The organism is Tabrizicola sp. (assembly GCF_030694085.1).
GTDB lineage: Bacteria > Pseudomonadota > Alphaproteobacteria > Rhodobacterales > Rhodobacteraceae > Tabrizicola.
Map to the genome: position 1 here is coordinate 1 of NZ_JAUXZE010000101.1, position 13,781 is coordinate 13,781.

Below are 13,781 nucleotides of genomic sequence, written 5' to 3' on the forward strand. Positions count from 1 at the left end.
GACCGCCCATGCGCTCGACGAGCTGCAGCTCTATGGCTACCGCCCCTTTGACGAGCCCGATCCGCGCCCGATGCCCGATGGGCAGCGCCTCGCGGTCGCCGTCGCCGACATCTTCGATGCCCTCGTCGCGACCCTGGAAGACACCCGGATGGAGCCCGACCTCGAAGAGGTGCTCTGGGGCCAGGTCAACCTCTTCCACCGCGCGACGGCCCGGATCGAGCGGTCACTCGATGAAAACGAACAGGCGCAGCGCCGCCTCCAGCGCGAGCAGGACGGCTCCGAGGTGAAATCCACCGAACTCGAGCGCCTGACGGCCGAAGGCCTGACCCTGATCGAACGGCGCAACTGCATGGACATGATGCGCGATCACGCCGCCACCGAGTTCGTCCATCACACGGGATCGACCTGGCGCCCCCGCACCGGCTCGATGGTGAACCGCCAGCACATGACCGCAGCGCTGATCGACAGCCGCGATTACCTCACCGCCAAGCGCCGCGCGGAGACTGAGGTGATGCTCCCCGCTGGCCCCAAAGTCGCCCTCACCGGCGGGACCGACTTCAACGATCACCGCCTGATCTGGGGCAAGCTGGATCAGGTCCGGACCAAATATCCCGACATGGTCCTTCTCCACGGCGGAAGCCCCAAAGGCGCGGAACTGATCGCCGCCAAATGGGCCGAGGCGCGGGGCGTGACGCAGGTGGCCTTCAAGCCCGACTGGACCAAGCACGCCAAGGCCGCTCCTTTCAAGCGCAACGACGCCATGCTCGATGTGCTGCCGGTGGGTGTCCTCGTCTTCCCGGGCAATGGCATCCAGGAGAACCTCGCCGACAAGGCCAAGAAGCTGGGTATCCCGGTCATGAAGTTCGAGAAGGGGGCGTGAGCCCCCTGACTCCTCGGGGCATCGAGCATTGGTCGGGACTGATTCCAGAGGCATTCATTGCAGCAAGTGCTGCAGGGCTTGCCGAAGCGGAACCGACGCAAGCTTGCTGCCGTCGAACTGCACTACTATCGTCGGCAGATGAGTTTTCTCTGACGCACGAACGCTAGTTCCCTTACCCGTACCTGTCTTAGGACCATCGATGATCCTCTATAAAACGATCGCTTTGCAGTTTGGGCGTTTCCTCGAGACTGGTCGGCCGGGCAATGAATTTGATTTCGTCGGCCGAAAGTTTCCCACGGACGCAACCCGGGCCCATCGCCGGACAATCCTGTCCTGTATAGCTGGGGCTCGCATTTACCTGCTTGACCACCGCGCCGCAAACTATCTCGACAGCTTGCGCATTATGAAGTCTCAGTGCTTGAGCGATGTTCATGAGGACCGAACATTCGCTGCTCTTTTCGAAGTTAAGGATCCTGATACGATCCTTCAAGGCTGCTACCCTTGCCCGATCGCAACACCTTTGCTTGCATCTAGTTGCAGGCCTGTCATTTTATCTGACTATCGTCGTTCACTGTCACTGAGCGGCACTCGGCAATGAGTGATACAGGTCAGCAGGTCTATCCAAACCGGTATCACACTGCCCGCAGAACGGACGTGCAGGCACGTTGGACCGCGCAGACCTCACAGTCCATACTGCTCCCGCGCGAATTCACCCAAACCGATGGCATCAATTCTGGCAAGCGGCGCCAGGAATGTGACTTGGATGACACCCGGGGCGCGCCCGATCTCGATTGCACCGTTCACGGTGGCGCGGTTCCGCACCTCGGCGATGGTCATACCCAAGAGCCTGGCCGCTCGTTCCAGCCCGTTTTCGATGGCAAGGTTCAGGTTGGCGGCCGTGCCGATCACGCTGATGGGCGCCAGCGGTTCAATCTCGGCCACCCCCCATTTCGCCGCGAGCCGCAGCCCTTTGGCCTTCTCGGCGGCAGTGAAGGGCCGTGCCATCGGAGGCAGGTCCTCTTCCAGCGGGAACAGGACGGGTCCATCAAGCGGGTAATTCTTTACCACCTCGATCTGCAGGGTCACGCTGCCCGCGACATCCATCGTATGCCCGGCAATCTCGCCATCACCCTGTCCGGCGTGCATGTCGCCCATGTAGACACCGGCGCCCCGCACCTTGACGGGGCAGACGATGATGGCGCCCGCGCGCACGGCGTCGATGTCCATGTGACCGTCGGTCTTGTGCTGGGCCAGCTGTTCGGCGGTGATGGCATATTCATGCGGCGCACCGACGAGGAAGGCCCCGAAGTCACCGGCATTGTGGCTGTCCGGCATCGCCATCGACGGGCAGGTGCCAAGCTGGCCCATGAAGGGGCGCATCCGCACCAGTGTTCCGGGCATGTCCGACGGCGCAAATGTCAGGATCGAGTGCTGGCGGCTTTGGTCCGGCAAGGCGGAATAGTGGTTGGCATCGCGCGCAATGGTCTCGGCCGCGGCCTGCGGCAGCGTCAGGCCAACCGAGCGGCTTTCGTCGAACGTGACAGTGTAGCCATGCACGATGGCAAAGGGCGTTACCGCATTGCCGCAGGTGTTGCACTTGACGGCTTGCTGCCCGATCCCCTCTACATGGGTTTCCGGCCAGACTGTGTCGCAGACCGGGCAGCGTCCGGCGACATAGGGGTCGCCGAGGCAAAACCCCTCGGGCGAGGAGTCGTGTCCCGATGCTGTGGCAATCGAGGTGACTGTGATGTCGCGAATGCGGATGGCGACGCCGTCGCCGACCTCGGCCCCTTCAACGTAGACCGGGCGCGTCACCTCATGGCCGCCGCGCAACGACGGCGTGATCATCGGCCCCCAGCAGCCCGGCGCGGTATTGGCGATGATGGTGCCGCCATTTTCCACCGGGCCCAGCATAGGGGCTTCCGGGTCCAGCACGCTGTTGGTGAATTCGGACACCACGATGCTGCGGCGTGACGGAGTGTTGCTGCCATCCGGCATGGTCATCCCCCTGACGTGTTTGTTGTTTGACTTGAACCTAGGACGGTGCTTTCGCGCAGCAAGCCTTGCGCATGAGGCCCCGGCGCCCTGGCGAGGTTCACCCGCCAGGGCGGCATGTCGCGACGGTTACAACCCGATGTATTTCTTCGCGATGCCGGTCCCGATGGTGTATTTCGGGTCCACCATGTTGCCCAGCCGGGCCTTTCCGGCCATGGTCAGCAGCATGTAGGCCTCGTCCTGCCCCATCCCGGTTTCCTGATCGATCCAGCGCACCAGTTCGCGGTAGGCGATGCGCGCCGCGTCTTCCAGCGGGCGGGCGCTGCCGATGGTCATAATGCTGGTCTCGGTTTCCAGCCGCGGCCAGCCGATGGTATGACCTTTGATGAGATCAACCTGCAACTGCACGGTGGCGGGCATTTCCATGGCCACACCGCACAATTCGCCATCGCCCTGAATGGCATGGCAATCGCCAAGATAGAGCAACGCCCCCGCGATGTTGACCGGCAGATAGATGATCGCGCCAGGCCTGACGTCGGGAAGATCCATGTTGCCGCCGTAGTAGTCCGGAACCAGTGACGAGATCGCCTCGATCTCGGGGCTGGTGCCGATGGTGCCGATGAACGGCTCGTAGGGCAGGGTGATCTTGTCGGACCAGTAGACCCCGTCTTCATCCAGCCGCACCTTCTTGACCTTTTCCGGCAGGGGCGCGTTCAGCATCGCGGTCTGACCCGTTGCCACCAGCCCGCCAAACTCCGGCAGAAGGCAGGTCGTGCCCACTGGCTGCGGCCCGCGCGGCTTGATCGAGATGATCTTGACCGCGAGGCAATCCCCCTTCTCGGCGCCGCGCACGTAGATCGGTCCGGTCTGCGGATTCAGGAACGGAAAGTTCAGAATCTCCGACGGCCGGTCGCTTTCCGAGGTGATCTTGCCCTCGAAGGCGTCGTGGGTTTCCACCGTCACCACTGCGCCCGGCTCCACCTCCAACACGGGTTTCGCATAGGGGCCGTAGACGTAATGAAACGTGCCCTGATCCTTGATTCCGATGAAGTGGCTCTTGCCGGGTTTTCCCAGCGCCACGCCCTTTTTTGACATTACCGAGGCATCAAACCAGCTCATGCCCAGTCTCCCTTCTGATGCGATGTTCCTACAATGCCAGCCATTTCTTCACCTTCTCCCGATCCTTGATGTCCTCTGGGCCGACCTCGGCAATGATGCGGCCCTTGTCGATGACAAAGCCACGCTGCGCGAGGTTGACGATCAGGTCGAGGTTCTGTTCGACGAAAAGAACCGTCAGCCCGGTTTCCGCGTTCAACCGCTTGATATTGCGGGCGATATCCTTGACGATCGACGGTTGAATACCCTCGGACGGCTCATCCAGCAGCATCAGGTCGGGCCCGCCAACCATGGCCCGCCCGATGGCAAGCTGCTGTTGTTGCCCACCGGAAAGCGTACCAGCGGCCTGACGGGCGCGCTCTTTCAAGATCGGGAAGAATTCGTAGACCTTGTCGTAATCCGGAGTGCCGCCGCGCCTTGCCGTCTCTCCGACCAGCAGATTTTCTCGGACCGTCAGGCGGGGGAACACGTCGCGCCCTTGCGGGATGTAGCCGATGCCCATCCGGGCGCGGGCCTGTGCAGTAACTTTGTTCACCTCGCGCCCGGCAAATTCGATCTGGCCCGCCCCGACCGGCAAGAGCCCGATCAGCGTGCGCATCAGCGTGCTCTTGCCCACGCCGTTGCGACCGATCACTGCAACGATTTCGCCCTTGCCGACGCGCAGGGACACACCCTGCAACACCGGCTCGCCGCCATAACCTGCGCGCAGATCGGTGACCTTCAGCATGTCACTCATCGGACGCCCCCAGATAGATGTCGGCCACGCCGGGATGCGAGATGATTTCCGCAACCGACCCTTGCGCAAAGATCTCGCCGAAATGCAGCACCGTCACCCGGTCGGCGATCTGCTGCACGAAGGACATGTCGTGCTCCACCGCCAGAATGGTCACGCCTTGCGCACTCAGGCTGCGCAGCATTTCGCCCGTCTGGCGGGTTTCTTCCGGCGACATTCCGGCTGTCGGCTCATCCAGAAGCAGAAGCTTCGGTTCCACCCCGACCGCCATACCGATTTCCAGCCATTGCTGACGGCCATGCGACAGAGTGCCTGCGGCCTTGTCTTCCAGACCCTCCAGTCCTGCAAAGGCAAGCACGCGCTGGATCGTCGCCTCCAGATCATGGCCGTGCAGGTGGTGCTGGAAAGAAATCACCAGATTCTGCCGGACGCTGAGGTCCTTGAAGATGCCGGGCACCTGGAACTTTACGCTCATCCCCTTTCGTATGCGGGCGAAGGAGGGCAGGTGGGTCACGTCTTCATCCTTGAAGAGGATGCTGCCGCTGTCAGGCCGGTGCGCCCCCAGGATCAGCCGAAAGAGAGAGGATTTCCCCGCCCCGTTCGGTCCGATCAGGCAGTGAATCTCACCGGCTTCGATGCCGAAGTCGATGTTGCGTGCGACATGCACACCGCCAAAGCGTTTGCACAGGCCGTTGGTCCGCAGGATCATGGGCGGCCTCCCGTGGATGCGAGGCGAGCGGAAATCCAGCGCATCAGTGACAGCACGATCCCTTCGGGCGCGAAAAGCACCGTCAGGACAAGGATCACCCCCATCACCACGATGGCATACTGGCTGCCGTAGATGGTCAGCCACTGGTAAAGGAAGATCATCACCAGCGTGCCGATCAACGTGGCCGTCACATCCTTGCGCCCGCCGAAAGCCACCCAGATCACCGGCAGTGCGGCGGCCGTTATGCTCATGGAACTGGGGGTGATGTACTGGCCCCAGGCGGTATAGAGCACCCCCGACAGGCCCGCCAAGGCTCCGCCCAGCACAAAGCCCAGCAGCTGATAGCGGCGCACGTCATAGCCCAGCATCTCGGCCCGTTCGGGGTTCTCGCGGATGGCGACCAGCACATTGCCGAAGGGCGCGTTCAACAGCATACGCAGGCCGAGATAGACCACCAGCATCAGGCCTAGCAGCACGTAGTAAAGCGCGATGTCGGCGTAAAGCAGCACGTCGCCCCCCGGCCAGGGGATGGTCAGGGGCGGCATGCCGGACATGCCGTTGAACCCGTTCAGGCGCGCGGCGCCAATCGCCCATTCCGGCCCGGCGGTCTGCGCCATGAAGGCCTGGAACACCAGCGTGACCGACAGGGTGACGATGCCGATGAACACGCCCTGCACGCGGCCGTAAAACATGAAGTAACCCAGCACCACCGCCAGCAGCGCGGCAAGGCCGACCGACAGTGCCAGCGCCAGCAGGGTGAACCCGTAGGCCGCGCCGAAGTTCAGCGTCAGGACGCCGTAGCCGTAGCCGGCCAACCCGAAGAAGGCAGTCTGTCCAAAGGAGAGTGACCCGGCATAGCCCCAGATCACCCCCAGCCCCATGGCCATGAAGGTCCAGACCAGGAAGTACGCCGTGTTTCCTACCGTCCAGCCGTCGACGAACAGCGGATAGATCACCGCCGCCAGCACGGCTAATGCCAGGGTCAGCCAGAACCACCGGCCACTACCCAAGGTCTGCGGGCCCTCCAGCCGCGACAGCCACAGCGCCAGCGTGTTGCGCTGCTGTTTCGGCGTCGCGTCGATCAGCGACGCCCCTCGGTTCAGGTCCGAATTGACCTCGGGCCGGGTCATTTGCGGCCTCCGAGGATCCAGCCCGACAACCCGCCGGGCAGCAACCGGATGACGATGATGACGGTGATCAACAGCCCGATCTGACCGAAGAGCTGGCCTTGCCATGCCGTCATGCCCGACCGGATCACGGCCAGGATGGCCGCCGCGGGGGCAGCACCAAGGAAGATGTCACCTCCGCCGATCACCACCGTGACAAAGCTTTCGACCATGAAGGTCGCGCCCATGGTGGGAACAAGGGTCATGGTCGGCGCGTAAAGCCCGCCCGCAAGGCCCGCAAGCGCGGCCCCAAGTCCGAATGTAAGTGTGTAGACCTTGCCGGTGTCCACGCCAGTTGCCCGTGCCATGCGCGGCAGCTGGATCGTGGCCCGCGCAATCACCCCGGCGCGGGTGTGGTAGAATACGAGATACAGCCCCACCAGCAGCAGAACCGCGATGCCCATCAACACCACACGATAAGTCGAATAGGAAAACCCGCCGACGGTAAAGCTGCCAAGGGGCGTGCCCACGCCCTGCATGGTGGACCCCAGCGCGATCAGGACGCCCTGCGTCGCGATCATGCTCAGCCCCCAGGTGGCGACGATGGAATCCAGAGGTCGGTGATAGAGGTGCCGGATGATCGTCCGCTCCAGCACCATCCCGATCAGGCCCGCCACCAGCGATCCCCCCAGGATGGCCAGGGGCAACGGCAGTCCCAGCTGGGCAAGGCTGACGGTCGTATAGGCCCCACACATGATGAATTCACCATGCGCAAGGTTGATGACCCCCATCATCCCGAAGATGATGGCCAGCCCCATCGACGCGATCACCAGGAAAGCGAAGGCATCGCCGAACTGGAAGAGGAACGAGAACAGGGTCAACACTCTTGCCGTCTCCTTGTCGAAGTCCGCACGCCGCAGCAGCGAAGCGGCTATGTGGAAGGAAGGAACCGGGGGGCGACGCCGCCCCCCGGGATGGTGGGCTTACTGCTGCGGCGGCGGGCTGGACGGCGTGTATTGCGCGCTCGGGTCGTTCTTGGTCAGGTCGCAGCCAGCTTCACCCAGCCAGTAGGGCTCGATGTTTTCCCAGACGGTGGGAAAGCTGATGCTGTGATCGGCTTCGACCTTGGCCAGAAAGATCGTGTGCGACATGTGCTGGCTTTTCGGGTCCAGGCAAACCTTGCCCGAAGGCCCGTCAAAGCACACGTCCCCCTTGGCGATTTCCGCACGCAGGGCCGCATGGTCGGTCGTACCAGCGCGTTCCACCATCAGCTTGTAGAGGTTCATCGCGATGTACGAGTTCGCGGCTTCCTGGTTGATGTAGGGTTCATCCGGGAACCGGGCGCGGAACTTTTCGACAAAGGCCTTGGCGGCTGGCGTGTCGACTTCCTCGATGAAGTTGGTGGTGACGTACATGTCCTTCAGGCTGGGCGGCGTGAAGCGCTTGTGCTCATACCCCTGGCCCACGTTGACGGACGAGGCCATCGGCAGGTTCACGTTGGCGGCTGCCGCCTGTTCGTAATAGGACGCCTGTGCCGCACCGACCAGCAGCGTCACCACGAAGCCGGGCTTGGCGGCCTGGATGTTCTGGATCGACTGGCCGAATTGCGAGACGCCCAGCGGGATGAACTCTTCGCCGACCATTGTACCGCCGTTCTCTTCGACGATCTGGCGCACCCACTCGGCCGAGATCTGGCCGAAGTTGTAGTCGGCGGCCAGCGTGTAGACGTTCTTGCCGTACTTCTCCATCATCCACGGGATCAGGGTCGAGAACTGCTGTTCCGGCACCGCGCCCGTGACGATCATGTTGGCGTCACAGACACCACCTTCGTACTGGTTGTTGTAGAAGGCCAGCCCGTCGAACTGGTTGACGATCGGGCGGTAAGCTTCGCGCGAGGCGGACGAGAATCCGGCAAAGACCACGTCGACCTGGTCGCTTTGCAGGACCCGGCGCATGAACTCCTGGTAGCGGGTGTTGTCGGACTGGGTGTCATAGACCACCAGTTCAACGGGGCGGCCCCCGATGCCGCCAGCCGCGTTGATCTCCTCGGCGGCAAGCGTGATCGCATTCACCTTGACCATCGTCGCCGCGGCAAAATCGCCCGACTGATCCTCTAGCACGCCGATCTTGATGGCGTCCTGCGCCAAGGCGACGGATGCCGTCAGGACGCCGATGGCCCCCCCAAGGCGCATGGCCTTTACGAACTGTCTTCCACTGGGCATAGTAGACCTCCTTGTTATGGTTGTTTGGTTTTCCGCTCATGCGCTGCTGTGCCGGCGAGACGCATGGGGGACGTGGACGCGGCCAGAATTTCGGCCGCGAATTCTTCGATCGAGATGCGTTTGGCCATGCTGGCCACACGCATCTTTCGATAGGCCTCATCATCTGAAACATCGTCGTCTTTCATGATTTTGAGGATGGCCTTCACCACAGCCCGACGCCCCTCGGCGCGGCGTGAAAGGGTCTCGCGGTCCATCAGCTCGCGCTGGCGGATGGAGTGTTCGTTGAATGCCAGAAACAGGGCCGTGAAAATGCCGGTGGCGCGAACCGGCTTCATCAGCACCGATGCCGCGCGGTGGCGGACCACGCGCGCCAGTCGGCTTGGGGCCTCCATCCCGATAAGGGCAATGTGAGGGACATCCGAATCCAGCAACATGAAGTCCTGGTCGGCGTCGACAAAAACCACATCATGCATGCCGGCGACGAAGTCGGTGGCGTCGGGGCCGCGTTCGGAAACCAGCAGGCCCAGGCGTTCCAGCGTGCGCACCAGAACCTCGCGGTTCCGATCTTCCGGCAGGGCCACCCAAGCCCGAGCGCCGCGAAAATTCGACCGGATCTGCGAGGTCATGACACCACCCGCAGCGTCTTTTCGCTCGACAAGGTTGCCAGCGCCAAAGGCTCCCAGACCAGATAAGGATCGGGCTGGACCAGTCTGTTGCTGCTGTGCAGGATCTCGAACGTCCCATCGCGGCGCGACCGCCCAATGCGGGGCCACAGGAAGCAGTGCCGGTTCTCAGGATCGATCTGCACCGACCCCTGCGGCGCCTCGAAGGATACCGTGTTCAGTGCGGCAAGGACGGCCTTCGGGTCCGAGCTCCCTGCGCGCTGGATGGCGCGGGCCAGCATGTGAACGGCGATGTAGCTGGCTTCGGCATCGGCCGAGGTCGGGCCGACGCCCGGATAGTGCTGCTCCCACGCAGCCAGAAACCTGACGTTGGCCTCGGTCTCGACGGACGAAAAATAGACACTGGACGAGATATGGCCATCGCAGGCGTCGCCGATCAGGGGCAGTTCGAACTCGGCCAGACTGCAGCTGAGCACTGGCAGATCGCCAGGTTGGTCCAGACCGGCCTCGCTGCATTTGCGGCGCAGACAGCGAATGAAGCTATAGGCCGACTCGCCGATCAGGGTGGAGAAGATGAAATCTGGCCGATGCCGCAGAATGAGATCGACGATCTCGTCGACGTCCAGCTCGTCAACCGGCAGATAGCGCTCGCCCAGGACCTGCCCGCCGTTGCGGCCAAGGATCTCGCGCATGATGCGGTTGTTTTCCCACGCCCAGATGTAGTTCGACCCTACCATGAAGGCCCGCCGCCCGCCTTCGGACAGAATGTAATGGGTCAGGGGCACGACGTGCTGGTTCGGGGCGGCACCGGTGTAGACGATGTTCTCGCTCGTCTCGAAGCCTTCGTAGTGCGACGGATACCACAGCACGGCGTCCAGCTTTTCGAACACCGGAAGCACTTCCTTGCGGCTGGAGGACGTGTAGCACCCCACCACATGGGTCAGGCCAGGCACCGCCAGCAACGCCTGCGCGCCTGCCACATAGCCATCGTTGCGACCGGCAGGATCGACCGTATGCACCTCAAAGCGCAAGTCATAGGCCGGGTCCGCGCCAATTTCGCTGACCGCAAGCTGCGCCCCGCGCAGCATCGTCATGCCGACAGCAGCATAGGGACCTTCCTGCGAGAACATCAGCCCCAGGGGAACAGGTGTCGTACCCAATTGCATCTCCAAAGCAGTCAAACCCCAGGCGCATCAGCGCTTGGGGCAACGTTGCCATCCGGCCATGTCGGTATGAGTGTTATGAGACTGCGGCTCTCTCGCCATTGAGATCAAGCGCCACGAACTCAACGATACACGCGCCGTTGATTCCGTCAAGAAATCATGTGGCCCGAGTGGTGCGCGCGACTGCATTCTTCCGTAGTAACTGCAGGCGCCGATAGAGTAGGCGGGTCAAACGGGGTTTGGCGCAATTTCGGGCAGTGCATGTTCCGCGTTCCGGTCAGGCGCAAGCCATAGCCTATGGGCACCGGCCTGCAGACTCCAGGTCAGGACCAAGAGCTGGCCACGTCGCCCCCCGCGCCAAAAGTCGGGGGGCGACGTTGGTTCAACTCAGCAGATGGGTCTCGGGGATGCCATAGACCGGGGTCGGGATGCCCTCCATCCGCGCCTTCAACTGCAAGGACAGGAACTGCGAATAGTGCCGCGACTGGTGCAGGTTGCCGCCGTGGAACCACAGCCCTTCCTGTTTGGTCGGCTTCCACATGTTGCGCTGCTCGCCCACCCAAGGCCCCGGGTCCTTGGTCGTGTTGGACCCAAGCCCCCAGCATTTGCCCACCTTGTCGGCCACATCCTTGCCGATCAGGTCCGCCGCCCAGCCGTTCATCGAACCGTAGCCCGTGGCATAGACGATCACATCCGCGGGCAGCACCGTGCCGTCTTCCAACACGACCGCATCTTCGGTGATCTCTTTCACATTGCCATGCGCCAGCTTGATCTTGCCGTCGATGATCAGCTGGCTGGCGCCGACGTCGATGTAATACCCCGACCCGCGCCGGAGGTATTTCATGAACAGACCGGAGCCGTCATCGCCCCAGTCCAACCAGAACCCGGCCTTCTCCAGCCCGGCGTAGAAATCGGCATCCCGTTCGCGCATCTGATTGTAGAGCGGGATCTGGAACTCGTGCAGGATGCGGTAAGGCAGGCTTGCAAAGATCATGTCCGCCTTGTTCGTCGTCATGCCCCCCTGCACCGCCTGCTCGGAGTAAAGCCCGCCCAAGCCGATCTCCATCAGCGTGTCAGACCGCACGATGTGGGTCGAGGACCGCTGCACCATCGTCACATCGACGTCATTTTCCCACAGCGCCGCGCAGATGTCATGGGCCGAGTTGTTGGACCCTATCACCACGGCACGCTTGCCCTTGTAGGCATCAGGGCCGGGGTGCTTTGACGAATGGTGCTGATCGCCCTTGAACCGTTCCATCCCGGGATACTTGGGCATATTGGCCTTAGCCGACATGCCCGTGGCCAGAACCAGCTGTTTGGGTTTCAGCGTCACTTCGCTGCCGTCGCGGTCCACCACCACGGTCCATTCCTGGGTGGCCTCATCGTATGAGGCGTGCTTGCAGGTGGTCTTGGTCCAGTAGTTCAGCTCCATGATCCTGGTGTACATCTCCAGCCAGTCGCCGATCTTGTCTTTTGGCGCAAAGACCGGCCAGTTCGGCGGGAATGGCAGATAGGGCAGATGATCGTACCAGACCGGGTCATGCAGACACAGCGACTTGTAGCGGTTGCGCCAGCTGTCGCCGGGGCGGTCGCTCTTTTCTACGATGATCGTCGGCACGCCCAGCTGCCGCAACCGCGCGCCAAGGGCTATGCCGCCCTGACCGCCGCCGATGATCAGCACATAGGGCTGTTTCGTATAGCCAAGCTCGCGCGCCTCGGCCTCGCGCTCTTCCTTCCAGGTCGGGCGATGCTTGTCCGCGCCATGCTTGGCGCCCAGCGGTCGGTCAAAACCGATAGGCTCCTCATGCCCCTTCAGTTCGACCATCGAGGTCAGAAGTGTCCAGATCTTGCCGTCCTTCAACCGGATCAGCCCGTAGCCGCGCGCAACTCCCGTTTCGAAGTTGATCCAGGCGGTGGTCACACCCCCATCCTCGGACGCCGTTTCGCCCTCGGCAATCCGCCAGTTCGACGGCTTGGTCGTGGCCAGCTGATGCCGCAGCATGTCGGCTACTTCCGACCGGCCTTCGACCGTCTTGATGTTCCAGGTAAAGGTGACAAGGTCTCTCCAGTAGCAATCCTCCTGAAACATGGCCGTGGCACGGTCGATGTCGCCCGCAACAAGCGCATCGCCGAAGTCCGACAGGACCGCCGAGACCTGATCAGTCGCCGTGGAATCTAGCATGGGTGTCCTCCCTCAAGTTCTCCCTAGCGCAAGGTGCCGCAGTTCGAGCGCAAGACCAAAGGATATCGCGTCGTGTGGTTGTTGGGTGGGCGAGAAACGGAACGCGTCTCGATGGCCTTTTGCAAACTCGTCCCGGCCGATGGCGCGCTTTGCACTGGAATCTCGTAGTCACGACCCCACGCGGAGCACTCCGTACCTGCAGCCTTCCAACGACCTTCCGTCGCCGAAAGGTCAAGGAAATGTCATCAAGGGCGGGCCTGTTTGGGTCCATGCGGAACGATATGTGAACGACCATTTACCGCCCTTTGCAACCTCAAATATTACCTAATCAAAATTCCGAGACCCATGGTCACGTTTCGTGTAGCGCGGATCACTTGGTCTTACGATTCATCGTGTGGCCTGCTGCCAGGTCGTGGCTTGCTTGCGATAATCGTGTGATCGCTTCCGCACTCTGCACGAGCTAGCGCTCACCCACGATCGGCTGGTTTGGCCCATCCTAGCGGCATCACGCCAATGAGCTGATAGCCAGATCCTCCGGCTCCGTTCCATCTACCAAAGCGTCGATGAACCAATTCGGTTTTCGGCCACGGCCAGACCAGGTGAGAGCCGCGTTCTCAGGGTGTCGGTATTTCGCTAAGGCCGGCGCACGGGTGGCTTTGACCTCGGCGCCGATCAGTTCGGCGAGGGAGTAGCCCATCTCCTTAGCGATGGCTTCCAGCTTGGCGCGGGCTTCCGGCTTTTGTCGGTCCTCATAGGTGGAAATCGCCTTGGCGAGGTCCTTCTGCAATTGCCGCAGTTCCTTGAGCGACATCGCTGCGAGATTGAAATCAGCCATTGGGCCCTCGTGTCCTGAATGATGCCCCCGGGATAGCCGTCCGGTAGCGTTATCGCAACTCCCATGGAGTTCATCGCGATAGGGCAGATGGAATGGTTGCCGCCCTCCCCAAACGGCATCGCGATGTGCCAAGATTGTGGTGTTCAGAGCCACAAAACGGAGAGGACGGCATATAATGGATACTATGATTGGCGTGGATTTGGCAAAGTCTGTCTTT

13 protein-coding genes are annotated in these 13,781 nt (G+C 62.1%); 1 reads left to right on the forward strand and 12 read right to left on the reverse strand.

What is annotated here, in order from left to right:
- Nucleotides 1-880, forward strand: an 880-nt coding sequence (locus Q8M85_RS22600) for a DUF2493 domain-containing protein (protein WP_305549099.1), incomplete at its 5' end; no start/stop codon positions are given.
- A gap of 187 nt (nt 881-1,067) precedes the next feature.
- Here the strand turns inward: Q8M85_RS22600 and Q8M85_RS22605 are convergent.
- From Q8M85_RS22605 to Q8M85_RS22660, 12 genes are all read right to left on the reverse strand, one after another.
- Nucleotides 1,068-1,370, reverse strand: coding sequence for a hypothetical protein (locus Q8M85_RS22605; RefSeq protein WP_305549102.1), 303 nt, complete (start codon nt 1,368-1,370; stop codon nt 1,068-1,070).
- 191 nt (nt 1,371-1,561) lie between these two features.
- Nucleotides 1,562-2,878 carry an acetamidase/formamidase family protein gene (locus tag Q8M85_RS22610; RefSeq protein WP_305549104.1) on the reverse strand — a complete coding sequence of 439 codons (1,317 nt, stop codon included), beginning with the start codon at nt 2,876-2,878 and terminating at the stop codon, nt 1,562-1,564.
- Between the two features lie 126 nt (nt 2,879-3,004).
- A complete protein-coding gene (locus Q8M85_RS22615) occupies nt 3,005-3,994 on the reverse strand; it encodes an acetamidase/formamidase family protein (protein ID WP_305549107.1) in 990 nt (329 codons plus the stop codon).
- 28 nt (nt 3,995-4,022) lie between these two features.
- On the reverse strand, nt 4,023-4,727 hold the full coding sequence (locus Q8M85_RS22620) for an ABC transporter ATP-binding protein (protein ID WP_305549109.1): 705 nt from the start codon (nt 4,725-4,727) through the stop codon (nt 4,023-4,025).
- Nucleotides 4,720-5,433 (reverse strand): ABC transporter ATP-binding protein, encoded by a 714-nt coding sequence (locus Q8M85_RS22625; RefSeq protein ID WP_305549111.1) that lies wholly within the window; start codon nt 5,431-5,433, stop codon nt 4,720-4,722. Before Q8M85_RS22625 ends, Q8M85_RS22620 begins: the two co-directional genes overlap by 8 nt.
- A complete protein-coding gene (locus tag Q8M85_RS22630; protein ID WP_305549113.1) occupies nt 5,430-6,563 on the reverse strand; it encodes an ABC transporter permease in 1,134 nt (377 codons plus the stop codon). The genes Q8M85_RS22625 and Q8M85_RS22630 overlap by 4 nt, the downstream gene beginning before the upstream one ends.
- Nucleotides 6,560-7,423 (reverse strand): branched-chain amino acid ABC transporter permease, encoded by an 864-nt coding sequence (locus Q8M85_RS22635; protein WP_305549115.1) that lies wholly within the window; start codon nt 7,421-7,423, stop codon nt 6,560-6,562. Before Q8M85_RS22635 ends, Q8M85_RS22630 begins: the two co-directional genes overlap by 4 nt.
- Before the next feature lie 99 nt (nt 7,424-7,522).
- Complete coding sequence (locus Q8M85_RS22640; protein WP_305549117.1) at nt 7,523-8,761, reverse strand: urea ABC transporter substrate-binding protein; 1,239 nt, start codon at nt 8,759-8,761, stop codon at nt 7,523-7,525.
- Nucleotides 8,762-8,775: 14 nt separating this feature from the next.
- Complete coding sequence (locus tag Q8M85_RS22645) at nt 8,776-9,387, reverse strand: ANTAR domain-containing response regulator (protein WP_305549120.1); 612 nt, start codon at nt 9,385-9,387, stop codon at nt 8,776-8,778.
- Nucleotides 9,384-10,550 carry a transporter substrate-binding domain-containing protein gene (locus tag Q8M85_RS22650; protein ID WP_305549123.1) on the reverse strand — a complete coding sequence of 389 codons (1,167 nt, stop codon included), beginning with the start codon at nt 10,548-10,550 and terminating at the stop codon, nt 9,384-9,386. The genes Q8M85_RS22645 and Q8M85_RS22650 overlap by 4 nt, the downstream gene beginning before the upstream one ends.
- 379 nt (nt 10,551-10,929) lie before the next feature.
- Nucleotides 10,930-12,729 (reverse strand): NAD(P)/FAD-dependent oxidoreductase, encoded by a 1,800-nt coding sequence (locus Q8M85_RS22655; RefSeq protein WP_305549126.1) that lies wholly within the window; start codon nt 12,727-12,729, stop codon nt 10,930-10,932.
- Nucleotides 12,730-13,234: 505 nt separating this feature from the next.
- Complete coding sequence (locus tag Q8M85_RS22660) at nt 13,235-13,564, reverse strand: H-NS histone family protein (protein WP_305549129.1); 330 nt, start codon at nt 13,562-13,564, stop codon at nt 13,235-13,237.
- Nucleotides 13,565-13,781: the final 217 nt, after the last annotated feature.